Here is a 24,986-nt window from a genome sequence, read left to right as displayed (position 1 = left end):
TCAACGCAATTTTTAAAATCATCAGTTATTAACGGTATATTTTCCGTTTGAACTGCCCGAAATATAAAACTTGGCACTGCCTGTAACAGGAATATCAACAGTCTGACTGCTGCCATTGTTGAATATTACATATGTAGCATCGCTTGGAATATCAATGGTATAAACACTCTGACCTAATTCATTTGTTGTTGACTTAGTCATTGATTTTCCCGGCCATGATGTCATTTTTGTATTGCTGTCAGACCAATAGTAGCAATTCACATTACCCCAGTTGTAGTTATCTGTAAATGTCATAGTATATTTGTCAGATACAGATGAAGTTGTAGGTTGGGTTGTCGGTGTCGGCGCTGTAGTAGGCTGTGTTGTAGGTTTAACCGTTGTCGGCTGTGTCGGAGCGATTCCGCCTTTGTATTGACCTACCTTGGCCTCACTGCTTGGCTGATTTGCAATGTACAGCATAATGTATGTAGCATCTCTGATATCAACAGAACCGTCTTCGTCAACATCGGCAGCAATCTTTTGTTTTTGATTAAATGTAATCATTTCATTGATGCAAAACTGAATTTCAGTTACATCGCTGATTGTAATTTTACCGTCCTGATTTGTATCACCGATAAGTACGCTTTCAGCAGGAGATGTAGTAGGTTGTGCCGTAGTAGGTTGTACTGTTGTAGGCTTTGCCGTAGTAGGTTGTGCTGTTGTACTCTGGGTTGGTACAGGCGTATTATAATCTTCAAAAGTGTGATTTGCTTTGAATATCTTTGTAGCGCCGTTGAGATTTAATCCCGGCTTTGCATCTGCAGGATAACGCTTGCTTGCAGAGTTTGTGCCGTCACTGAAAATAACCGCACCGTTTGCAAGTGAATCTGAAACTTCAATTACATAATAACCTGTAGAAGAATCCAAAGTCATTTTTTCGCCAGGCCATTTTGCATTAGAAACTGCATCTGAATAAATATAAGCATATATATTTGACCAGTTATAAGATGAATTGTCAAAGTAAATTTTTTGCGTTAATGTCGGGTCAACCTTTGTGTAAATGTAGGTTTTATCGGCTGAACCGTTGGCGTTGCTTGCCTTTACATTGATTGTTGTCTTTGTACCGTACGCAAGACCTGCGCCGATTGTAATTTTCGTACCGTCACTGAATGACTGATATTTACCGCCGTCAACGGAATACTGCGAGTTTTCAGCGTTCTTGGTATTTAATGTAAGTGTGTAAGTTTCTGTTTCGTATGTAGAAGAACCCGGAGTTACACTTACCTTTGGCTTAGGATTTTCTTCTTCATAAATAACGGCAATACCGCTTGAGCCGACCTTACCGCTGATTGATGATGAAGTAACCGTAAATGTGTTGCCCGAAATTTTGTCAACATATGTACCCGGTTTTGCATAGCCTCCGCCGTTTTCAACAGAAACATTACCGCTGCCGCTGCCTTTTACAATAACAGCACCGCCGTCTTTACGGGTAATTACGCTGCAGTCGTTTGATTTTTTATAACAATCGGCTTTTCCGTTCATGGCATTGTGGAATTTATTAACTTCCGCAACCTCACTGCTTGTAAAGTGAGTGCTGCCTTTTTCACCGATTTTTATATTATCTTTAATTTTTGATGACGGACGAGAAAAATAAAGAGCCGTTACTTCATTTTGGCTTGCCGCAACAGCATATGCACGGTCAATAACATTCTGGCTCATATCATTTGAATAGCCCCAATCTTTGTTATTTGACCATGTGTCATGGCTTTCGGCCCAATAAATGAGTTTATCGCAGGAAATACCACGATTGCACCAGTTTCCAGACGAATCGGGTGCATCACCGGAATTAAATGAATCACGCAGAGCTTTACCGTAATTGCTGTCGGTTACTGTAATATAGTCTGTATATTCTTTCATTATATCTTCATTTCCGGTTTCTCTGTCATCAGGACCGGTAAGAATTTCGCCATAGTTATATAAACCATACTTTGTTACCGAACTCCAGAAATTATCGCCCTCGCTCGGAACGCCAATATGTTTTGCTGCGTCCCAGCGAATACCGTCAACACCGACTGACTTTAATTCCTGCATATATTTTCCTACTTTTTGCTGAACATATGAATTTTCAGTTGCGATATCAGGCATACCGATTTCTCCGTGTGTTACCTGCCATCTGTTTTTCCAGTCAATACCGCCTCCAAAAGTATGCCAATACTTTGATGGCTTTAAATCTTCTTCTATTCTTGAATGGTCGCCTGCAAGATGATTTGCTACAACATCAACTATTACCTTGATACCATAATTTTCGGCTTCTTTACATAGTGATTCCAACTCTGCCTTTGTACCGAGTTCGCTAGTACCTATATAAAATCCCAACGGCTGATACAACCACCACCATGTACCGGTTCCGCTGCCGGGCTGTGCAGGTGAAGTTTGAATTGTTGTAAAACCTGCCTCGGCAATATTATTTAATTCTGCCTTAATATCATTGTACTTCCAGTTAAAACAGTGCAAAATTACACCGTCCTGAATGTTGTCCATTAAATCGTAATCGCCGACAGAAACCGAATTTTCATCTGATACAACTGCCGCATTTGCCGACACCGCAGCTGTTGCAAAACAAGGCAACAACATACTTGCAGCAAGAGCCGCACTGATTATTCTTTTATTCTTTTTCACGCTTTTTCCTCCCGTAAAATGTTAATTTCAAAACCTAAAAACCATAAAATTACAAAAAGTTTCTAAATAATTGCCTGCTAAACAAAAATCACCTCCAAAAACAAGGCATAATAACAGTATTTACTATTTATTATAATAATTATTTTTTCCCTTATATAATGGTAAATACGAATGTTTATCTTAAGAGGAATAAAATTTAACCGTTATTTTTTGTTCATTTTCACAAACAAGTTCTTAATATCAGCAAAATTTAATTTATAATATCAATTATAATACAAAGCTATGTTAAATTAATTAAAAAGCTTCTGTTTTAATATATTGGAGCAACAATAATACATTACTGTTTAGCGGAATACTTCGTCAGGTAATTACAAAAGTTTGGTAGACAATAATTCACCCCGATTTTTGATAACAAAACAAAATGCCCGACTATGGCGTATAACCATAGTCAGGCATTTAATAAATTCTGTTATTATTTCACAAATTTACCGAGAATATCGAATTTTCCGATAATAGGGAGCTTTTTGCATTTACCCTGTACTGCGTTTACAATACCGTAAATTGCAAGAACAATAAAAGCAATTGACAAAATTGTGTTTATAAAACCGAGTATTGTAAGCAAAACTCCGCCTACTCCAAAAATAATACTTCCACGGAATATGATGCTTATAATTGTGGCTAAAATATAGTAAATAATAGCCTGTGCAACAGATAAAACAGTAATATTCAAACCCTGTGTTGCATGAAATCTTGCGTACTTTGAATCCTTTGCCGCAAAAATAGGTACAAGTACAAGCAAACCGATATAAGCAAGCACTGCCATAACCTTGTTTTCTTTGATATCCATAGGATCAAACTCTGCTGTAACATCATCACTGTTCAAAAAGTTGTTCTGCTGTGTGCCGTACTGGTGCTGTTGAGTCTGCGCCTGCGAAGTTGTGTCATAAACGGGTGTTCCGCAATGTGAGCAGAATGTTGCTCCGTCCGGAATGTTATTGCCGCAATTTTTACAAAAAGCCATTGTTTTTACTCCTTTTTCTTTAAATACCTCATTAATTATTAAAATTAACATTATCTATGATATAATATATCGCAAAATATGTCAAGCAAATATCAAAAAAATGGCAACTAAACATAAATATGTGTTTAGCCGCCATTTTATCTATATTGCTTTAAGAATAAGCATTAATTACTTAAAATACTTAACGCCGCTTTCAAAGATAAGCTGGTCCTTAGCAAACGGAACATTCTTGTAAAGGCTGTCGCCCTTTCTTTCGCTGTGGCCCATTTTTCCTAAGATTCTGCCGTCAGGTGAAGTAATACCCTCGATAGCGCATACGGAACCGTTTACATTATATGTAATGTCTGCACTTGGGTTGCCGTTAAGGTCAACATACTGTGTAGCAATCTGACCGTTTTCGGCAAGCATCTTAACTGTTGCCTCGTCAGCCATAAATCTGCCCTCACCGTGCGACACAGGAATAGCAAATACATCGCCTGCATTTACACTTGCAAACCAAGGTGACTTAACAGAAGTAACTCTTGTGTAAGCCATATGAGAGATATGTCTGCCGATTGTGTTGAATGTAAGTGTCGGGTCTGTCGGCTTAAGTTCTCTGATTTCGCCGTAAGGTACAAGACCGAGTTTGATAAGTGCCTGGAAACCGTTGCAAATACCGAGCATAAGACCGTCACGGTTCTTGAGCATCTCATTTACAGCGTTCGCAATTCTTGGATTACGGAAAGTAGTAGCAATAAACTTACCTGAACCGTCAGGCTCGTCACCGCCGGAGAAACCGCCCGGGAACATAATCATCTGTGACTTAGAAATGATTTTCTCCATAGCCTTGATTGTTTCTTCAATATGAGCGGATGTAAGGTTCTTTACGATAAGGAGTTCAACATTTGCGCCCGCTTTTTCAAAAGCTCTTGCAGAGTCAACCTCGCAGTTTGTACCCGGGAATACAGGGATAAATACTGTAGGTTTAGCAGTCTTAATTGCAGGTGAACTTGTGTTTCTCTCTGTAAAGAGCGGAATATCAACCGCAATTTCAGGGCACTCTGCCTTTGTCGGGAATACCTTTTCAAGCGGAGCAGTCCACTTTTCGATAAGTGTATTTACATCAACAGCAACACCGTTTACTGTAACCTTGCCGTCGTCTGTAACTGTACCGAGGTCATAGCTTACTACACTGTTGTCAAGTTCCGCACCGTCTGCAAGCTCAAGAACAAGTGAACCTGAAAGAGGGGCGAAAAGCTCGTCATTTGTGAGTTTGTTTGTAAATTTAAATCCATAGCCGTTACCGAAACAAGCCTTACATACGCTTGCGGCAGCACCGCCCTCTTTAACAACAGATGCAGAAAGCACCTTGCCCTCGTCAAAGAGTTTGTAAACAGCCTTGTACATAGTGATAAGCTTGTCCCAATCAGGCATAAGAGTTTCTTTATTTTCAGGAACAGGTACATAAATAACCTTTGAACCTACATTTTTGAACTCGGCTGATACTGTCTTGCTTGCCTTTGTCATAGCAACCGCAAAACTTACGAGTGTAGGCGGAACATCAATTGTTTCAAATGTACCCGACATACTGTCCTTACCGCCGATTGACGGAATACCGAGTTTAAGCTGTGCTTCCATTGCACCGAGAAGTGCAGCGGCAGGTTTACCCCAACGCTCCGGTACATCTTTTAATCTTTCAAAATATTCCTGGAATGTAAGGCGGGCTGTAAGTGGGTTGGCACCGATAGCAAGAAGTTTTGAGAGTGACTCAACTACTGCGTATGCCGAACCGTGGAACGGACTCCAGCGTGAAACACCCGGAATAAAGCCGTAGCTCATTGCTGTAGCGTCATCTGTTTCGCCTTTTTCAAGCGGAATCTTAGCGGCCATAGCCTCCTGCGGAGTAAGCTGGTTCTTACCGCCGAACGGCATAATTACTGTTGCGGCACCGATAGATGCGTCAAAACGCTCTGAAAGACCGATCTGTGAGCAAACCTCAAGACGAGCCATATTTTCTTCAAGTGCCTTGTCGGCAGGCATATCCTTTAATACAGCAGGACAAGCCTTACGGTAGCAATCCTCTGCCTTCGGTGCTGTAATATAAGCTGATGAAAGCTGTGTAACACCGTTTGTATTCAAAAATTCACGGCTGAGGTCAACAATCTTGTCGCCTCTCCATGTCATTGTAAGTCTTGGGCTTTCTGTAACGACAGCAACCGCTGTTGCCTCAAGGTTTTCTTTCTCTGCCTCGGCAATAAAGGTTTCTACATCCTTTTTGTCAAGAACAACAGCCATTCTCTCCTGGCTCTCTGAAATAGCAAGCTCTGTACCGTCAAGACCGTCATACTTCTTAGTTACCTTATCAAGGTCAACTGCAAGACCGTCGGCAAGCTCACCGATAGCTACGCATACACCGCCTGCACCGAAGTCGTTGCATCTCTTAATAAGTTTAGCAACCTTAGGGTTACGGAACAAACGCTGAATCTTACGCTCTGTAGGCGGGTTACCCTTCTGAACTTCCGCACCGCAGGTTTCAATAGAGCTTTCTGTATGAGCCTTTGAAGAACCTGTTGCACCGCCGCATCCGTCACGACCTGTTCTGCCGCCCAAAAGTACGATAATATCATCAGGAAGCGGAACTTCACGAATTACATTTTCCTTTGGTGATGCGCCGATAACTGCACCGATTTCAAGTCTTTTTGCTACATAGCCGCTGTCATAAAGCTCTGTAACCTGACCTGTTGCAAGACCGATCTGGTTGCCGTATGAGCTGTAACCGTTAGCCGCACCTGTTGTAATTTTTCTTGATGGGAGCTTACCGGGCATTGTGTCCTTTACAGGAATAGTCGGATCGCCCGAACCTGTAACACGCATTGCCTGATATACATATGAACGACCTGAAAGCGGGTCACGGATAGCACCGCCAAGACAAGTAGCTGCGCCGCCGAAAGGCTCGATTTCTGTCGGGTGGTTATGGGTTTCGTTCTTAAACTGAACGAGCCACTGCTCTGTTTTGCCGTCAATAGTTACAGGAACTTCGATTGAGCAGGCGTTAATCTCTTCGCTCTCGTCAAGGTCAGGAATAAGACCTTTTTTCTTAAGTGACTTCATACCGATAAGAGCCATATCCATAAGAGATACGATTCTCTTTGTATCTTTTCCGTAAACCTCGTCACGGGTAGCATAATACTCATTGAGAGCGTCCTCGATTACCGAACCAAGAGCTGCCTTTTCAACTTCGATTTTCTCAAGTTTTGTAAGGAAAGTTGTGTGACGGCAGTGGTCAGACCAATATGTGTCAATAACACGAAGCTCTGTTACACTTGGGTCACGCTTTTCTGTATCTCTGAAATAGTCACGGCAGAACTTAAGGTCTGACAATGTCATAGCAAAGCCCATTGAGCCGTAATACTTTTCCATTTCTTCGTCGTTAAATTTTATAAAGCCTTCTACACGCTTAACATCGGCAGGAACAGGAGTTGCAATGTCAAGTGTCTGCGGCTTTTCAAGAGAGGCAAGACGGCTCTCTACAGGGTTGATGAGGTAATCCTCAATCTTTTTAAGGTCATCATCCGAAATATCACCTGTTACGGCAACAACTCTTGCTGTAAGCACCTTGCAGCGCTCGCCCTGAGTAAGGAGCTGAACGCACTGCTCGGCAGAGTCGCCACGCTGGTCATACTGACCCGGGAGATATTCCATTGCAAATACCTTCCAGCCGTCCTCAACAGGAAGTGTTTCCTCATAAATAACATCCGCATTCGGCTCTGAAAGAATAGTACCTTTGGCTGCGTTGTACTCGTCGAGTGAAAGTCCCTCAATATCATATCTCATAATGTATCGAAGGTCGGTAACATTTTTCATACCAAGGTTGTGGCGAATGTCCCACAAAGTCTGCTTTGCAAGAACATTAAAGCCATCTCTTTTTTCTACAAAAATTCTGATTACGCCTGACATAGAAGCTCGTCCTCCCGTAAAAATCATATTATTTTAATAATACCACAAAAGCATTTTTTCTTTTTTCGATAAAGTAATTATAAAAATAATTGACGAATAAAATCGTATAAAATTGGTATAAGCAAAAAATTGTCGGTATATAATCCATTAATGTGCATTGTAGGTTATAAAGTTTAGTTTAAAAAAAGTGATAATTTTTGAAAGGGAAATAATTAAAAGACTTATTTTGCCAAGTACAAATTTTATTAGGAAAATAAAAGTTAGAGGTTCCAAGGTCACTGACCTTGGTCGTCTAAGGAAAAGGGATACTTAAGGGGAAAGGGACTCGAAATCCCTTTCCCCTTAAGCGTACTTTCTTTTGGAGCTTTTCTTTTCACGCAAAAGAAAAGCGGAATGGTAGGCATTTTATTATAGTGCATAAGTAGTTTACAGGCAACAAACTTATAAAATAATCTTTCTGCCATATTTTTGCTTACGCAATTAAAAGGCTTTCTCCATTATGTTCAAGCCGCCAAAAGGCTTGCCGTTTGGCTATTAAAATTTGCAATAGATTAAAGTTTTATGGGCGTTGCCCACACTCACAACCTTTGAAAAGGTTGACCAAACTTTTATATTCGTGACAGAAACATTGCTCTTTTCTGCTTCTGTTACCCGACCGAAAATAAGTTAATCCACACCCCTACATTCAAACAACTTCTCAAAATTTCCACAAAAAAACCGCCTGCAAAGCAGACGGTTACACTTAGAATTATAAATTGGCACCTATTCTTCTGAATCTTTCATAACGGGCATTTGTAAGTTCTTCATCGGTAAGTGCAAGATTTTTTTCAAAAGTTCTCTGAATCAAGAGTTTTAGACTCTCAAACATAGCGGCGTCCTCTGCCCTCGGCTCTCTGATAATACGCTCAATTACATGCAAGTCAAATAAATCCTGCGCAGTAAGTTTGAGTGCCTCTGCGGCCTGCGGAGCTTTGGAACTGTCTTTCCAAAGGATAGACGCACAACCCTCCGGAGAAATTGCGGAATAAACAGAATTTTCCATCATCCATACTTCATCTGCAACAGCAAGTGCAAGCGCACCGCCGCTGCCGCCCTCACCTACAACAATTGTAAGCACGGGTGTTTTTAAAGTCATCATCTCCATAAGGTTTTCGGCAATAGCCTGTCCCTGACCTCTTTCTTCCGCTCCGATTCCCGGGTAAGCGCCGCTGGTATCTACAAAGCAAAGAACAGGACGGTGGAACTTTTCAGCCTGTTTCATAAGTCTTAGAGCTTTTCTGTAGCCCTCCGGATGAGCCTGTCCGAAATTGCGCTCCATACGCTCTTTTGTATTTCTGCCCTTTTCAATTCCGATTACGGTTACAGGCATATCGTGCAGCATAGCAAGGCCTGCCACAACTGCCTTATCGTCGGAATATCTCCTGTCGCCGTGCAGTTCAAAAAAGCTGTCGCCGAACATATGATTTATGTAATCAACAGTTGTAATTTTATTGGCATCTCTCGCCGCCATAACTTTATCATAAGCAGACATTATTCCGACACCTCCCCGTATCCGTGCATCTTAAGCAATTTTACAAGTGTAGCTTTCAGGTTGTTTCTGCTTACAACAGCGTCAACAAAACCTTTCTGCATTACAAACTCCGATGTCTGGAAATCCTTTGGGAGTTTCTGACGGAGAGTCTGCTCAATTACTCTCGGGCCTGCAAAAGCTACAAGAGTATCAGGCTCGGCAAGGATAATATCGCCCTCCATAGCAAAAGACGCAGTAACACCGCCTGTTGTAGGGTCGGTAAGAACTGTTATGTATAAAAGTCCGCTGTCGCTGTGGCGCTTAACCGCACCGGAAGTTTTCGCCATCTGCATAAGGGAAAGAATACCCTCCTGCATACGAGCACCGCCCGATACAGTACAAACTATAACCGGAAGTGCGTTTTCGGTAGCATATTCAAAAGCACGGGTGATTTTTTCACCTGTTACCGTACCCATACTGCCCATCATAAAATCGGAATCCATTGCGCAAAGCACTGCGTCAATACCGCCGATTTTACATTCACCGCACATTACGGATTCTTTTGAACCTGTGGCTCTTGCTTTTTCAAGCTTTTGGTCATAGCCTGGAAAATCGAGAATATTTTTGCTTGCCATATTGGCGTCATGCTCGCAAAAACTGCCGTCATCGGCAAGAAGTGCCACACGCTGTTTTGCATTCATTCTGAAATGATGACCGCACTTTGTGCAGACACGGAAGTTTTCTTCCATATCTGTTGTAAGGAGCATAGTGCCGCACTTAGGGCATTTTGTCCACATTTCCTCGGGAACAAACGGTACATTGGTCTGCTCCTCGGGTCTGCTTTCAAGCTCATTTTTCGGTTTTACAAAAGCAAATAAATCCATAGCCTATTACTTCTTTCCGTCCTTATGCTTTTTTTCAAAATCAAGCATAAAGTCAGTAGTATATTCTCCGCTAACAAACTGCTCGTCCGACAAAATCTCGGCAAGTAAGTCACGGTTGATGTCAATTCCGTCAATGGTAAGCTCCGAAAGAGCCATCTTCATCTTTCTTATCGCAAGCTCACGGCTTCTTGCCTGAACAATGAGCTTGCCTATCATAGAATCATAGTAAGGCGGAATAAAATAATCCTGAAATACAGCTGTATCAAAACGGACAAAAGAACCGCCCGGTATATGCAAACGCTTAATTCTTCCGCAGCTCGGTCTGAAACCGTGCTCCGGGTCTTCTGCATTAATACGGCACTCAATAACATTTCCGTGTGTAAAAATGCTGTCCTGGGTTCTTGTAAGTTTTCCGCCTGCCGCAATTCTTATCTGCCACTGTACAATATCAAGACCTGTTACCATCTCGGTAACACCGTGTTCAACCTGAAGACGGGTATTCATCTCCATAAAGTAGAAATTATTATTCATATCAAGCAAAAACTCAACAGTACCTGCATTGACATAATTTACAGCCTTTGCAGCCTTTACAGCCGCTTTCATCATTTCCTTACGGGTTCTGTCATCAAGCGCAGGACTTGGGCTTTCCTCAATCATCTTCTGATTTTTACGCTGGACCGAACATTCTCTTTCACCCAGACAGATAGTATTACCGTATTTGTCGCTCAAAAGCTGCATCTCTATATGCTTTACGGGGTGAATGAACTTTTCCATATAACATGCGCCGTCACCAAAAGCAGACTGTGCCTCCGAAGACGCCGCCGCAAAAGCCTCGTCAAACTGCTCAATGCAGTCTACTCTGCGGATACCCTTTCCGCCGCCGCCCGAACGAGCCTTTATAAGCAGCGGAAAACCGATTTTTTCGGCTTCTTCCCTTGCTTTTACGGGGTCTTCTATAATATCGCAGCCGGGTGTTACGGGAACACCTGCCGCACGCATTGTTTTTCTTGCATTGTCCTTATCGCCGAGTAATTTTATCATCTCTGATGTAGGGCCGATAAAGTTTATGTTACATTGCTCACAAAGAGAAACGAATTTTGCATTCTCCGAGAGCAAACCATAGCCGGGGTGAATGGCTTGTGCGCCGCTTTCTATGGCAACGGTAAGTATAGCAGGCATATTAAGATAGCTGTCGGCAACTCTGCTGCCGCCAACACAATAGCTTTCGTCAGCAAGCTGAACATGCATTGCGTTTTTGTCCGCCTCAGAATATATTGCAACTGTACTGATACCCATTTCTCGGCAAGCACGAATAATTCTTACTGCAATTTCTCCTCGGTTGGCTATAAGTATTTTTGAAAACATTTTATCACTTCCAAAAGAAAATTTGCAATAAGTTACTTATTATTTGGAATAAGAGCAAAAGAAAGCTCGGCACTTACGCAAAGCTTGCCGTCAACATAGCCTTTTGCATCAATAAAATAGAACACACCCTTGCTCTTTGTAAGAGTACATACACTTTCGAGTGTATCGCCGGGTTTTACCTGATTTTTAAACTTTACATTGTTCATTTTTGTAAAGAAAGGTGTGCATCCCTCAACCTTGCCCGCAAGCAGGCAGCAAGCCGACTGTCCCATCATTTCGCAGAGGATAACACCCGGAACAACAGGATTGCCCGGAAAATGTCCCTGTAAAAAGAACTCGTCGCCCTTGATTGTATATCTTCCCTTTGAGGTAACATCGTCGATTTTTTCTGCCTCTTCAACAAGCAGCATATTGTCACGATGCGGTAATATCTTTTTGATTTCTTCCTGATTCATTGTAACTCCTTATTTAACTCTGAACAGAGGCTGACCGTACTCAACAAGGTCGCCGTCCTTAACAAGAACTTCTGTAACCTCGCCGTCAAGCTCTGACTGGATTTCATTCATACACTTCATAGCTTCAACTATGCAGATTGTGTCACCCTTTGAAATTTTCTGTCCCACAGAAACATAAGGATTGCTGTCAGGTGACGGAGCGGCATAAAATACGCCGACAATAGGAGAATTGATTGTTTTGCCCTCGGCAACAGGAGCAGGCTGAGCGGCAGGTGCAGCCTGAACAGTTTCCTGAACAGGTGCGGTAGCAGGAGCATTTGCCTGCATTACAACGGCAGGAGCGGCAGAAATTGCCTTTTCAAGACGGATAGCCGAACCGTCACCGTTTTTTATTTCAAGTACCGAAAGCGATGAGCCTTCAAGCATTTCGATAAATTCTTTAACATCGTTTTTAGAATACATAAATACAGCCCTCCGAATCAGATTTTCTTAAATACTACGCAAGCGTCATGACCGCCAAAACCGAGGTTTGTAGATGCGGCAACTGTTACATCACGCTTAACTGCCTTGTTCGGTGTGTAGTTAAGGTCAAGTTCTTCGTCCTGCTCATTTAAGTGAATTGTTGGCGGAATCATACCGTCACGGAGAGTAAGAACAGAAACAATAGCTTCGATTGCGCCTGTTGCGCCGAGCATATGACCTGTCATTGACTTTGTTGAGCTGATATTTGCATCGTAAGCCTTTTCGCCGAGAGCCGACTTGAACGCCATTGTTTCGGTAAGGTCGTTTAAGTGGGTTGAAGTACCGTGAGCATTGATATAAAGCTGATCGTCATCGGTTGTGCCAGCCTCTGCCATAGCAATTTTGATTGCTCTTGCAAGTCCTGCACCCTCAGGGTCGGGAGCTGTAACATGGTGAGCGTCACAAGTATTGCCGTAACCTGCAAATTCAGCATAAATCTTAGCGCCTCTTGCCTTTGCGTGCTCATATTCTTCAAGTACGAGCATACCTGCGCCCTCGCCCATTACGAAACCGTCACGGTTTTTATCAAACGGGCGTGATGCTGTTTCGGGATCTTCGTTTGTGGAAAGAGCCTTCATATTCTGGAAGCCTGCGATTGTAAGAGGAGCGATAACCGCCTCTGTGCCGCCTGCAATGATTGCGTCTGCATAACCGTCCTTAATTGCGTGGAAAGCCTCACCGATTGAGTGTGTACCTGTTGCACAAGCGCTCATAACCGAAAGTGAAACACCCTTTGCTTTAAAGCGGATAGCTACATTACCTGTGGCAATGTTACCGATCATCATCGGAATAAAGAAAGGAGATACCTTTCTCGGGCCGCCCTCGTTAAGAGCGGTTACATTATTTACAAATGAGTGAAGTCCGCCGATACCTGCGCCGATGTACACACCGAAACGCTCCTCGTTAATATTACCGAGGATTCCGCTGTCATCTACAGCCTGCTGTGCTGCCGCAATAGCGTACTGACAGTAAATATCGAGCTTTCTTAACTCTCTTTTTTCAATATATTTTTCCGGCTCAAAGTTCTTTACAGTACCTGCAAGGTGAACTTTGAGGTCAGAAGTATCAAATGATGTGATTTTTTCAACACCGTTTACACCTGCGAGCATATTTGCCCACATTGTATCTATATCGTTACCTACAGGGGTGATTGCACCCATACCTGTTACTACTACTCTTCTCATAAAGCACCTCCGATTACATTGCAAGTCCGCCGTCAACTTTGATAACTTCGCCTGTTACATAGGCGGCGTCATCAGAGCAGAGGAACGCAACTACATTTGCAACATCTTCAGGTGTACCGATACGCTTTGCAGGAATCTGTGCTTTCATAGCGTCTTTTACCTTGTCTGAAAGTGCGTTTGTCATATCTGTGCCGATGTAACCCGGAGCAACGGCATTAACAGTAACGCCTCTGCCCGCAAGCTCTTTGGCAACAGACTTTGTCATACCGATAATGCCTGCCTTAGATGCCGAATAGTTAGCCTGACCCGCATTACCCATAATACCTACAACAGAAGATGTGCTTACAATTCTGCCGTAGCGTTTTTTCATAAAGTGCTTGTAGGTATGCTTAATCATATTGAATGTACCCTTGAGGTTTACGCCGATTACTGCGTCAAAGTCTTTTTCGTCCATATTGAGTACGAGCTTGTCACGGGTGATACCTGCGTTATTTACAAGAATATCAATTCCGCCGAATTCCTCGATTACCTTGTCAACAACCTCTTTTGATGCGTTAAAATCGGAAACATCGCAGAAATACTGCTCAACCTTTGTGTTGTACTCTGCAAGAGCCTCTTTTGCGGCAATGCCCTCGCTCTCATCGCCAACATAAAGAATAGCAATGTTTGCGCCCTGACTTGCAAGTTTTTTAGCTATTGCAAGACCGATACCTCTTGAACCGCCTGTAATAACGGCTGTCTTGTTTTCAAATTTCATAATATCCTCCAAAATCAAAGGTCAAGTGCTTCAAAATCAGCGGGTGTTTCCACCTTGAAAGCCTTAACGCTGTTGTCAATTCTCTTGATAAGTCCTGTTAAAGTCTTGCCGACACCGATTTCAATAAATGTGTCAACACCGTCTTTAATCATATTTTCAACAATTGTCTGCCATCTTACGGGATTTTCTACCTGTGCTCTTACAAGTTCCTTGTAGTCACCCTCGTACGGCTTTGCTGTATAGTCTGAATAAATTGTTACTTTAGGCTGTGCAAACTCAATGTCCTGCATATACTCCGCAAGACCCTTTGCCGCATCTGCCATAAACGGTGAATGGAAAGCACCGCTTACCGCAAGCAATTTTGCTCTGCCGCCCGCTGCTTTGACAGCCTCGCAGAAAGCCTCTGCATTTTCGCTTGTTGTAGCAACAACTGTCTGTGCGGGCGAGTTATAGTTTACAGGATATGTCTTGTCAAAGTCCTTGCAAACTTCTTCAACTTTTTCGGGAGTAATTTTCATTACGGCAGCCATCGCACCCGGATTTTCGGTCGCCGCCTTATCCATAAGCTCGCCTCTCTTGCAAACGAGTTTGAAAGCTTCTTCGTCCGAAAGAATACCCGAAAAAGCAAGAGCCGCAATTTCGCCGAGTGAAAAGCCTGCAACGCAGTCAGCCTTAACACCCTTTTCTTCAAGGAATCTCGCAGCAGCAAGGTCTGCCGTAAATACACAAGGCTGTGTGTTTACTGTTTTGCAGAGTTCTTCTGTTGTACCCTCAAAGCACTGTGCAGATGTACCTTTGCGGATACCGTCTGCCATATCATATACGCTTTTGGCTGCGGCAGAGGAATTGTAAAGATCCTTGCCCATTCCGCTGTACTGTGCGCCCTGGCCTGAAAAAACAAATGCTATTTTACCCATTTTGTAGCTCCATTCAATACTTCTTCAGCCTGAGCAAACATTTCTGTAATGATTTCTCTTGCAGGCTGTTCTTTTTTTACCATTGCGGCAACCTGACCTGCAAGAACCGTACCGTGCGAAACATCGCCCTCTCTTACAGCAAGTCTTAATCTGCCGACACCCATCTTTTCAAGTTCTTCGTCACTTACTTCCGATGAGTTGTATTCTGCCTTTGTATATTCACGGGTAAAGGAATTACGGATAGCACGAACAGGATGACCGAGTCTTTTACCTGTTACAACTGTATCAATATCCTTTGCCTTTATGATTTTGTCCTTGTATTCCTGTGCGATTGTACATTCTGTGGCAACCAAAAATCTTGTACCTACTTGTACACCTACAGCGCCGAGCATAAATGCCGCAGCAATCTGTCTGCCGTCTGCAATACCGCCTGCTGCAATTACAGGAATGTTTACAGCGTCAACTACCTGCGGAACAAGAGCCATTGTGGTAAGGTCGCCTACATGGCCGCCTGACTCACCGCCCTCTGCAATAACTGCGAATGCACCTAACTTTTCCATCTTTCTTGCAAGAGCAACGCTCGGAACTACAGGGATAACTTTAATACCTGCATCAAGCCACCTCTGCATATACTTACCGGGGTTGCCTGCGCCTGTTGTAATAACCTTTATGCCCTCTTCGATAACAACCTGAACCGCCTCTTCGACAAACGGACTCATAAGCATAATATTTACACCGAAAGGCTTGTCTGTAAGTTCTTTACACTTTTTAATTTCGGCACGGAGCTGTTCTCCGTTTGAATTCATTGCGGCAATAAGGCCGAGACCGCCTGCGTTTGAAACACCGGCTGCAAGATAAGCGTCTGCTACCCAAGCCATACCGCCCTGAAAAATAGGAAATTCAAGGCCGAGTGATTTATCAATAACGGTAGAAATCATATGTACATTCTCCTTTTTTGTATTTCTGCGTCTGCTTTGTGTTTTCGAGCATAACGCAAAACAACATTTGTTCATAATTGCAGTTTTACACTATTGATTAAATACTACCGCAAATTACATAAATTGTCAATACACATAATGCAAATAGTGTAGTTTACATCAACAAGCAATTCTAATCATTTCTATTTTTATTGGCAATCCACATAGTTTATTAATAACTTTTAAAAATCTTTAACTGCAATAGTCCTCCACTGCTCTTCTAAGCGCTTCCTTCCCTGTAATTTCAACACCTTTTTCAAGTTGCATTACATCGCTTTTCGGCAAATTTGAGGACATAGTTCCCGTTTTCAGGTAAATATTACCGCTTTCTTTATAATAAACATTCAGATAGCCGTCCTCTATTTTCAGGATAAAAACATCTTCCTCACACTTATCCTCGGTATTGCTCTGCTGTACGGTTTGAGCCGACGCATCTGTACCTGCGGTAAATAAATTTCCCGTTACCGCACAAGCTATTAATATGATTCCTGTTGCGCAAATAAGCTTTTTCACATCAAAAACTCCCTGTAATTTGCTAAATTCAATACTTTCTCGGCAATAAATTCAGCTTTATTTTTAACTGTTTTAACTATATATTTCCGCTTATTTGTATTATTATACATATATTACATTATATTATATAAAATTTTCCTTTGTAAAAGGCTTATTTTTTAAGAAAAATTTGGCTTTTTATATTTATTTTTTTATTCTCAAGTGGTATAATAATCATTAACTGATATTTTTTGTTTTTGGATAAAATTTAAGAGATTAACTTTGTTTTTGTCAAAGAAGGAGAAATTATGCGTAACAAGCGTGAAACTGACATCAGTCAATATAAAGATATTCAGCCGGAGATTAACCCTGCCGTTCGCAAGGTAAATCCGATAAAAAGATTTTTCAAGGCACTTGGTAAATTTATTTTTACAATTTTCTCGGTATGCGTTGTTGCGGGTCTTATCGCAGCTATTTCGCTCGGAATTTACATTGCGAGCCTTGCGTCCGAACCGACAGGCATTGACCTCAGAGCAAAATCGCTTAACCAGACAAGTTTTATTATGGTACAAAATTCAGACGGCAAGTTTGAACAGTATCAAACTCTTTACAGCACAGAAAACAGAATTTGGGTTGACAACCAAAAGATTCCGCAGGCTATGAAAGACGCCGTTGTTTCCATTGAGGACAAGCGTTTCTTCGACCACCACGGAGTTGACTGGACAAGAACCCTCTCTGCCGTAGTAAGTCTTGCCTCGGGCACAGATTCTTACGGCGGTTCTACAATTACTCAACAGCTTATCAAAAATATAACAGACGACAACGAAGTTTCTCTCACAAGAAAAATGCGTGAAATCTGCAAAGCGCTCAAGCTTGAGAACGAATATACAAAGGACGAAATTCTTGAGGCTTACCTCAATGTTGTAAACTTCGGCAACAACTGTCAGGGTGTTGAGTCGGCGGCTCAGCTTTACTTTGACAAGAGCATTGAGAACTGCTCTATCGCCGAGTGTGCGGCTATTGCAGGCATTACTCAGAACCCGTCAAAATGGAATCCTCTTTCTTATCCGGAAAACAATAAAATCAGACGAGAAATCATCATAAACGAAATGTATGACCAGGGCAAAATCACCGAGGACGAATACGATGCCGCTATGAAAGAGTCTGCAAATATGACTTTTGTAGGCTACACAAGCGATCGTGACGATGAAGACGACAACGACGACGGTTATGTTCAGAACTGGTACATCGACGAGCTTTTCTATGACGCTCAAAAGGACCTTGCACAATACTACAACATCAGCGAGGACGCAGCATCTGATAAACTTTACACAGAGGGTCTTAAAATCTACTGCGCTATGGATATAAGAGCACAGGAAATGATGGAAAATGCAGCTCAAAACATTGACAAAAGCAACGACCCCGAATTACAGATAGCTATGACGCTTATGGGGTTTGACGGCAGAGTAATCGCTACCGTAGGCAGCTCAAACAAAAAGACAGAGGCTTTAAGCTGGGACAGAGCGACAATGTCATCTCTCCAGCCGGGTTCTTCTATCAAGCCTGTTGTAGTTTATCCTTATGCAATCGACAACAAGATGCTTTACTTCTCATCTCAAATTGAGGACGCACCTCTTGAAAAGTACGAAACCAACGAATACGGCGAGCTTGTATCGGGTCCTAAGAACTGGTACGCAGGTTACAAGGGCACAATGCTTTTACCTGACGCTATCGAAATTTCTTCAAACGGTACAGCCGCACAGGCTATGAAAATGATTGGCGGTCCAAGCGTGGCTTACGAACAGGTAGTTACAAAAATGGGCTTTTCACACCTTAGCGAAGAGGACGCTTACAACTCGGGCGGTCTTTCAATCGGCGGTCTTACAGGCGGTGTTACAGTCCGTGAAATGGCATCAGCTTACAGCTATATGGGCAACGGCGGTCTTTACTACAACCCATATACCTACTACTACATCACAGACTCCGAAGACAATATTATTATCGACAACAGAAACGCTGTTCCAAAGCAGGCTTACTCTCCGACAACAGCCGCTATTATGAACAGACTTCTCCACTACAATGTAACCAATTCAGTCAATACAAACGCAGGTTCGGCAAGAATCAGCGGTTGGGATATTATCGGTAAGACAGGTACAACCGATGCCGACAAGGACTCATGGTTCTGCGGTATGTCACCTTACGCAACTCTTGCAATTTGGACAGGTTTTGACAACCCACACACAATTTCAAATACAACAGTGGCAACCAGCACATTCAACAAGGTTATGAGCTCGTACTTAAGCGGTATGGAGCACAAGGACTTCAAATTTCCGTCTAACCTTATTGAAGCACAGTACAGTCCTTATTCGGGTCTTATTGTGTCAACCGAAAATGTTTCGGGCAAATATGTCGGTTATTACACAGAAGACAATATGCCTTCAAACGGCGGTTGGGACGGTTACTACGACTCAAGCGATTCCGATAATTACGATGATTATAATTACGATTCATCATCTAATTATTCAGACAGCTCTTATTCCGGTGACGAAAGTCACTCAGGCGGTGGCGACGGAGATACTTCTTCTGCCGAAAGCCAAGGCGGTGAAGAGCCTAAGCCTGAAGAAAGCGGCGGAGATACCTCATCTGCCGAAAGCCAGGGCGGCGAAGAGCCTAAGCCTGAAGAAAGCGGCGGAGATGTATCTGCTCCGGGAGCTTAAGTCAGTTTATCTTGAAGAACTGTCTGCTTACAGGCAGTTCTTCATTAAATACATAAGGGAGTTATAAATTCCAAACTGAAAGGAAAGGATTTAGAATATGATTTCAGTAGCAATAATGGGCCACGGCGTTGTAGGCTCAGGCGTAGCCGAAATTCTTACAACACACAAACAGAAGCTTTTTGCAAGCATCGGAGAAGAAATTTATGTAAAGCACATTCTTGACCTGCGTGAATTTCCAGACAGCCCTTTGGCCGACAGATTTACAAAGGACTTTAACGACATCTTAAACGACAGAGAAGTAAGAGTTGTTGTTGAGGTTATGGGCGGTCTTAACCCTGCATATGACTTTGTAAAGAAGTGCCTTAAGTCCGGCAAGAGCGTAGTAACATCAAACAAAGAGTTAGTTGCGGCTCACGGTGCAGAGCTTTTACAGATTGCAAAAGACGAAAATGTAAACTTCTTATTTGAGGCATCGGTTGGCGGCGGTATTCCGATTATTCGCCCAATCAGTCAGTGCCTTGTAGCAAATATTGTTGATGAAATTGCAGGTATTTTAAACGGCACAACAAACTTCATCCTCACAAAGATGATTGAGGACGGTATGCAGTTTGACGCTGCCCTCAAACTTGCACAGGATCTCGGCTTTGCCGAAAGAAACCCTGCCGCAGATATTGAAGGTCACGACGCTTGCCGTAAAATCTGTATTCTTGCTTCCCTTGCTTTCGGTAAGCATGTTTATCCGAACTTTGTACATACAGAGGGCATCACCGAGATTACTCTTGAAGATGTAAAATATGCAGAGGCTTACAACTGCGTTATTAAACTTATCGGCAGAGTTAAGCGCCTCGACGACGGCAAGATTGATATAATCGTTGCTCCTATGTTTGTACCAAACAAAAGCCAGCTTGCTAACATTGACTATGAGTTCAACGGCATTATGGTAAGAGGCGACTGCACAGGCGATGTAGTATTCTACGGCAAGGGCGCAGGTAAGCTCCCAACAGCAAGCGCAGTTGTAGCCGATGTAGTTGACTGCTGCAAACACTTAAAGACAAGAAAGTTCTTGTTCTGGGCAGACGGCAACGGCGACAATATTCTTCCTTATGAGGAGTCGGTAACAGCAATGTACATCAGAGCAAACACAACATTCGAGCTTGCTCAGGAAGTATTTGGCTGTATAGATAAAATTGAAAAGGCTGACAGCCCCGAGGGCGAGATTGCCTTTGTAACAGCGCAATTACCCTATGGTGAAATTATTGAAAAAATCGCAGCACTCGAAAGCAGAGGTACAAAGGTTATTTCAAAAATCCGCATAGGTGATTTATAATTGAAAGAGGAGTAAAAGGACATGAGTTTGATAGTTCAGAAATTCGGCGGTAGCTCCGTAGCAAATGCTGAGCGTGTAATGAATGTGGCTAAAATCGTAACAGAAACATACGCTAAGGGCAACGATGTTGTAGTTGTTGTTTCTGCACAGGGCGACACCACAGACGATCTTATCGCAAAAGCCGAAGAAATTAATCCAAATGGTTCAAAGAGAGAAAAAGATATGCTTCTTGCAGCAGGTGAACAGATTTCTATTTCACTTCTTGCAATGGCTATCGAAAAGCTTGGTTACCCTGCTGTATCACTTCTTGGTTGGCAGGCTGGTTTTGAAACAACCAACATTCACACAAGCGCAAGAATCAAAAAGGTTGACCCAAGCCGTATCCGTCATGAACTTGACAAAAAGAGAATTGTTGTTGTTGCCGGTTTCCAGGGTCTTGCTAAAACAGACGATATTACAACTCTCGGCAGAGGCGGTTCCGATACAAGCGCCGTAGCTATTGCAGCTGCAATGCACGCTGACCTTTGTCAGATTTACACAGATGTAGAAGGCGTTTATACAGCCGATCCAAGAAAAGTTGAAAACGCAAGAAAGCTCAAAGAAATTTCTTATGACGAAATGCTTGAGCTTGCTACACTCGGCGCACAGGTACTCAACAACCGTTCAGTTGAAATGGCTAAAAAATATAACATTGAGCTTGAAGTCCTCTCAAGTATGACAAGAGCATCGGGTACAATAGTAAAGGAGAAAACAAAAATGGAAAAAATGTTAATCAGCGGCGTTGCTAAAGATACAGATGTTGCAAGAATTTCTGTAACAGGTATTCCTAATGAGCCTGGTCTTGCTTTTAAAATCTTCTCAAAACTTTCTGCTAAGGATATCAATGTAGATATTATTCTTCAGTCAATCGGTCACGATGGCAAGAAAGACATCAGCTTTACAGTTCCTAAGTCAAGAGGTGCCGAAGCTGCCGAGGCACTCAAGGATTACATTGAGAACTTTGACGGTACAGAAATTCTCGTAGACGAGAGCGTTGCTAAGATTTCTATCGTAGGCGCAGGTATGGAAAGCCATGCAGGCGTTGCTACAAAGATGTTTGAGGCTCTTTACGATGCACAGGTAAACATCCAGATGATCAGCACAAGCGAAATCAAGGTTTCTGTTCTTATTGACGAAAACGACGCAGATAAGGCTGTTAAGGCTATCCACGCTAAGTTCTTTGATTAATTTAGAGTTTTATAAGCATATCAAAAGCTCCTCTTTGTTGGGGAGCTTTTATTTTATCGTTAATTTTTTAAGTTTTTTATAGAACGCTTAGCAAAATAATCATAAAAGTTTGGTCAATCTTTTCAAAGGTTGTGGGTGTTGTGGTTTATCACACAACTTAAGTGAAATAATTAAAAATTTAGGTCAAGCCTTTTTAAAGGCTTGCGGGTTTGGGGAGCGCCCATAATATCTTCCGATATTACAATTTATCGTGCGCAAACAGCCACGCTGTTTGCGTGCTTGCACTTAAGTTTGGCAAAACAGGCGACAGCCATTATAAGCAGAAACGCTAAAAGCATAGTCAACGCATTGCGTTGACTATGAAAATGAAGTGTATTTTCTTTTATTGCTCTCGCAAAGGCTTTCGCCGTTGTGTTCAGACCGCCAAACAGCAAGCTGTTTGGCTATCGTTAGTTTGCGTAAGCAGAAAATATTTGTGGGCTTTGCCCACACCCACGACCTTTAAAAAGGTCGACCAAATCTTTTAGTTATTTTTTTAACATTGCAATAAATTAAGCTAAACCATAATTACCCAATTTTTGATAAAGAAATCTTAATAAAAAGCCAAACAAAAAATCCCGACGGATAAATCCGTCGGGATAAAAAACTTTGGAAATTAAATTACTTAACTTCAACTTCAGCGCCAGCTGCTTCGATCTTAGATTTGATCTCATCAGCCTCGTCCTTAGATACAGCCTCTTTAAGAGTCTTAGGTGCGCCGTCAACGAGAGCCTTAGCTTCCTTAAGACCAAGACCTGTGATCTCACGAACAGCCTTGATAACAGCAATCTTGTTGCCGCCAGCACTCTTAAGAACTACATCAAACTCTGTCTGCTCAGCAGCAGCAGAAGCAGCCTCTACAGGACCTGCAACAGCAACTGCAGCAGCAGCTGATACACCAAACTCATCCTCTACAGCGTGTACAAGCTCTGAAAGCTCGAGAACTGTGAGGCCTTTTAATTCTTCAATAATAGCAGTAATTTTCTCTGATGCCATTTTAATTTACCTCCGATATAATAAGTTGTAAAATTTAAGTTAATATTGCAGATTATTCTGCAGCAGGTTCCTCAGCAGGAGCCTCTTCTGTTGCGGCTGCTAAGCAAGCCTCAACACCGCCCTTATCAACAACAGCCTGAATAGCTCTTGCGAAAGAAGCAATCGGTGCCTGGAATGCACCAAGTACATTTGCGAGAAGTACATCTCTTGTAGGAAGTTTTGAAAGAGCTGTGATTGTATCCATATCAATAACAGCGCCATCAAGGTAACCTGACTTAACCTTAAAGTTATCGTGATCCTTAGCATAATTGCAGAGGATTCTTGCAGCAGCAGCGTATTCGCTGTCGCTTGTAGCGAGAGCTGTTGTACCCTCAAGAACAGGCTTAATGCCCTCAAGACCTACTTCATCACAAGCACGAGATAAAAGTGTGTTCTTAACTACTGAATAGTGTACATTGTTTTCACGAAGTTCTTTTCTAAGCTTTGTATCGTCCTCAGTATTGATACCCTCGTATGAAACAACTAAACCTGTAACAGAGTTCTTAAGTCTTGCTGTAAGTTCTTCAACGATGACTTTCTTCTGCTCTAAAACACTTTGACTTGGCAATTATTTCACCTCCAAAATTTTTTAAACGCAGTATCTAAAGTTCTTAAAAAACAAGGCAGTCCGATTAGACCTCGGACTGCCGCAAAAATACAAAAATAATGTAAAATTGCATCTTCCTCGGCAGGCGGTATAACCTTTATGCATATTGCACCTGCTGTCTTTAGAACAGCGAATTTATATTCACACCAAAGGTGTAAACATTAAAGTAATTATAATCAAACACCAAACTTAGCAGGTGAAATACGAACGCTTGGTCCCATTGTTGATACAATGGCAACTGAACGAATGTACTGACCCTTTGCAGCAGCAGGCTTAGCCTTTACGATAGCTTCCATAAGTGTATCGAAGTTCTCGCCGAGCTTTTCTGCGCCAAAGCTTACCTTACCGATTGGGCAGTGAATGATGTTTGTTTTGTCAAGACGGTACTCAATCTTACCTGCTTTAGCTTCTTTAACAGCCTTAGCAATGTCAGGAGTAACAGTACCTGCCTTTGGGTTTGGCATAAGACCACGAGGACCAAGGATTCTACCTAAACGACCTACAAGACCCATGCAGTCAGGAGTTGTGATAAGAACATCAAAGTCCATCCAGTTTTCCTGCTGAATCTTCTGAGTCATATCCTCAGCACCTACAAAGTCAGCACCTGCTTCCTTTGCAAGCTCCTCATTAGCGCCCTTACAAATTGCAAGAACTCTAACATTTTTACCTGTACCGTTAGGGAGTACAACAGCGCCTCTAACCTGCTGGTCAGCGTGACGGCTGTCAACACCGAGCTTTACATGAAGCTCAACGGTTTCATCAAACTTAGCGGTGCTTGTCTTGATAACAGTTTCAAGAGCCTCGCCTGGTTCGTATAATTTTGATTTGTCAACGAGCTTAGCTGCGTCAACATATTTTTTACCGTGTTTCATCAGTTTTCCTCCATTGATAGGTGGTCAATCGGGAATTCCCTCCCACCCGGATAATTAGTCAACTACTGTAATACCCATGCTTCTTGCAGTACCTGCAACCATGCTGATTGCAGCTTCAAGAGAACCTGCGTTAAGGTCCGGCATTTTCTGCTCTGCGATCTTTGTGATCTGCTCACGAGTAATCTGAGCTACCTTTGTCTTGTTTGGTACGCCAGAACCACTCTCAATGCCGCAAGCCTTCTTAAGAAGAACTGCTGCCGGTGGAGTTTTAGTAACGAAAGTGAATGAACGGTCTGCATAAACTGTGATAACAACAGGGATAATAAGACCTATATCATTCTTTGTGCGCTCGTTAAAATCCTTTGTGAACGCAACGATATTTACGCCGTGCTGACCAAGAGCAGGTCCAACAGGCGGAGCCGGAGTAGCCTTTCCGGCAGGTATCTGTAACTTAATTAAGCCAACTACCTTCTGAGCCATTGTG

The 24,986-nt window shown here is 42.5% G+C and carries 21 protein-coding genes and 1 other annotated feature; of the genes, 3 read left to right on the top strand and 18 right to left on the bottom strand.

Annotated elements, in window-relative coordinates; all coding sequences use genetic code 11:
- Positions 1-21: 21 nt before the first annotated feature.
- From KGF34_RS09405 to KGF34_RS09345, 13 genes are all read right to left on the bottom strand, one after another.
- Positions 22-2,658, bottom strand: a complete 2,637-nt coding sequence (locus tag KGF34_RS09405; protein WP_195411429.1) for a starch-binding protein — start codon at positions 2,656-2,658, stop codon at positions 22-24.
- A gap of 472 nt (positions 2,659-3,130) precedes the next feature.
- The gene (locus KGF34_RS09400; RefSeq protein ID WP_186935987.1) at positions 3,131-3,679 is read right to left on the bottom strand and encodes a zinc-ribbon domain-containing protein; all 549 of its coding nucleotides are present in this window, start codon (positions 3,677-3,679) and stop codon (positions 3,131-3,133) included.
- A 168-nt stretch (positions 3,680-3,847) separates the two neighbouring features.
- Positions 3,848-7,615 (bottom strand): phosphoribosylformylglycinamidine synthase, encoded by a 3,768-nt coding sequence (locus KGF34_RS09395; protein WP_252558835.1) that lies wholly within the window; start codon positions 7,613-7,615, stop codon positions 3,848-3,850.
- Between the two features lie 748 nt (positions 7,616-8,363).
- The gene (locus KGF34_RS09390) at positions 8,364-9,146 is read right to left on the bottom strand and encodes an acetyl-CoA carboxylase carboxyltransferase subunit alpha (RefSeq protein WP_252558834.1); all 783 of its coding nucleotides are present in this window, start codon (positions 9,144-9,146) and stop codon (positions 8,364-8,366) included.
- Entirely contained in the window at positions 9,146-10,009 is an 864-nt protein-coding gene (gene accD / locus KGF34_RS09385) for an acetyl-CoA carboxylase, carboxyltransferase subunit beta (RefSeq protein WP_022234172.1), read from the bottom strand. The genes KGF34_RS09390 and accD overlap by 1 nt, the downstream gene beginning before the upstream one ends.
- Before the next feature lie 6 nt (positions 10,010-10,015).
- Complete coding sequence (accC, locus tag KGF34_RS09380) at positions 10,016-11,374, bottom strand: acetyl-CoA carboxylase biotin carboxylase subunit (protein WP_022234171.1); 1,359 nt, start codon at positions 11,372-11,374, stop codon at positions 10,016-10,018.
- A gap of 32 nt (positions 11,375-11,406) precedes the next feature.
- Positions 11,407-11,829 (bottom strand): 3-hydroxyacyl-ACP dehydratase FabZ family protein, encoded by a 423-nt coding sequence (locus KGF34_RS09375; protein ID WP_022234170.1) that lies wholly within the window; start codon positions 11,827-11,829, stop codon positions 11,407-11,409.
- Between the two features lie 9 nt (positions 11,830-11,838).
- The gene (gene accB / locus KGF34_RS09370; protein WP_252558833.1) at positions 11,839-12,291 is read right to left on the bottom strand and encodes an acetyl-CoA carboxylase biotin carboxyl carrier protein; all 453 of its coding nucleotides are present in this window, start codon (positions 12,289-12,291) and stop codon (positions 11,839-11,841) included.
- 17 nt (positions 12,292-12,308) lie between these two features.
- Complete coding sequence (gene fabF, locus KGF34_RS09365) at positions 12,309-13,535, bottom strand: beta-ketoacyl-ACP synthase II (protein WP_195410337.1); 1,227 nt, start codon at positions 13,533-13,535, stop codon at positions 12,309-12,311.
- Positions 13,536-13,548: 13 nt separating this feature from the next.
- Positions 13,549-14,292, bottom strand: coding sequence for a 3-oxoacyl-[acyl-carrier-protein] reductase (gene fabG, locus KGF34_RS09360; protein WP_178585916.1), 744 nt, complete (start codon positions 14,290-14,292; stop codon positions 13,549-13,551).
- Between the two features lie 14 nt (positions 14,293-14,306).
- Positions 14,307-15,209, bottom strand: a complete 903-nt coding sequence (fabD, locus tag KGF34_RS09355) for an ACP S-malonyltransferase (RefSeq protein ID WP_252558832.1) — start codon at positions 15,207-15,209, stop codon at positions 14,307-14,309.
- Complete coding sequence (gene fabK / locus KGF34_RS09350; protein ID WP_022235546.1) at positions 15,197-16,147, bottom strand: enoyl-[acyl-carrier-protein] reductase FabK; 951 nt, start codon at positions 16,145-16,147, stop codon at positions 15,197-15,199. Before fabK ends, fabD begins: the two co-directional genes overlap by 13 nt.
- 231 nt (positions 16,148-16,378) lie before the next feature.
- Positions 16,379-16,699 carry a hypothetical protein gene (locus tag KGF34_RS09345; protein WP_186935997.1) on the bottom strand — a complete coding sequence of 107 codons (321 nt, stop codon included), beginning with the start codon at positions 16,697-16,699 and terminating at the stop codon, positions 16,379-16,381.
- Positions 16,700-16,986: 287 nt separating this feature from the next.
- Between KGF34_RS09345 and KGF34_RS09340 the strand changes: the two genes are divergently transcribed.
- The 3 genes from KGF34_RS09340 to KGF34_RS09330 all read left to right on the top strand — a co-directional run bounded on the left by KGF34_RS09340 (position 16,987) and on the right by KGF34_RS09330 (position 21,949).
- A complete protein-coding gene (locus KGF34_RS09340) occupies positions 16,987-19,395 on the top strand; it encodes a transglycosylase domain-containing protein (protein WP_252558831.1) in 2,409 nt (802 codons plus the stop codon).
- Between the two features lie 97 nt (positions 19,396-19,492).
- The gene (locus KGF34_RS09335; protein WP_252558830.1) at positions 19,493-20,722 is read left to right on the top strand and encodes a homoserine dehydrogenase; all 1,230 of its coding nucleotides are present in this window, start codon (positions 19,493-19,495) and stop codon (positions 20,720-20,722) included.
- A gap of 21 nt (positions 20,723-20,743) precedes the next feature.
- Positions 20,744-21,949 (top strand): aspartate kinase, encoded by a 1,206-nt coding sequence (locus KGF34_RS09330; RefSeq protein WP_022235550.1) that lies wholly within the window; start codon positions 20,744-20,746, stop codon positions 21,947-21,949.
- 245 nt (positions 21,950-22,194) lie between these two features.
- Here KGF34_RS09330 and KGF34_RS09325 read toward each other — a convergent pair whose 3' ends face one another.
- The 5 genes from KGF34_RS09325 to rplK all read right to left on the bottom strand — a co-directional run bounded on the left by KGF34_RS09325 (position 22,195) and on the right by rplK (position 24,982).
- Entirely contained in the window at positions 22,195-22,383 is a 189-nt protein-coding gene (locus KGF34_RS09325; RefSeq protein WP_252558829.1) for a hypothetical protein, read from the bottom strand.
- A 226-nt stretch (positions 22,384-22,609) separates the two neighbouring features.
- A complete protein-coding gene (rplL, locus tag KGF34_RS09320) occupies positions 22,610-22,984 on the bottom strand; it encodes a 50S ribosomal protein L7/L12 (RefSeq protein WP_252558828.1) in 375 nt (124 codons plus the stop codon).
- A 52-nt stretch (positions 22,985-23,036) separates the two neighbouring features.
- Complete coding sequence (rplJ, locus tag KGF34_RS09315) at positions 23,037-23,591, bottom strand: 50S ribosomal protein L10 (protein ID WP_022235552.1); 555 nt, start codon at positions 23,589-23,591, stop codon at positions 23,037-23,039.
- Positions 23,592-23,630: 39 nt separating this feature from the next.
- Positions 23,631-23,773: a sequence feature (ribosomal protein L10 leader region), on the bottom strand.
- 33 nt (positions 23,774-23,806) lie between these two features.
- Complete coding sequence (gene rplA, locus KGF34_RS09310) at positions 23,807-24,502, bottom strand: 50S ribosomal protein L1 (RefSeq protein ID WP_022235553.1); 696 nt, start codon at positions 24,500-24,502, stop codon at positions 23,807-23,809.
- Between the two features lie 54 nt (positions 24,503-24,556).
- A complete protein-coding gene (gene rplK, locus KGF34_RS09305) occupies positions 24,557-24,982 on the bottom strand; it encodes a 50S ribosomal protein L11 (RefSeq protein ID WP_022235554.1) in 426 nt (141 codons plus the stop codon).
- Positions 24,983-24,986: the final 4 nt, after the last annotated feature.

Origin of the sequence: Ruminococcus sp. FMBCY1 (assembly GCF_023921805.1) — a bacterium.
GTDB lineage: Bacteria > Bacillota > Clostridia > Oscillospirales > Acutalibacteraceae > Ruminococcoides > Ruminococcoides intestinale_A.
The sequence above is the reverse complement of the archived record's forward strand: the minus strand, read 5'-3'. Positions and strand labels throughout refer to the sequence as shown.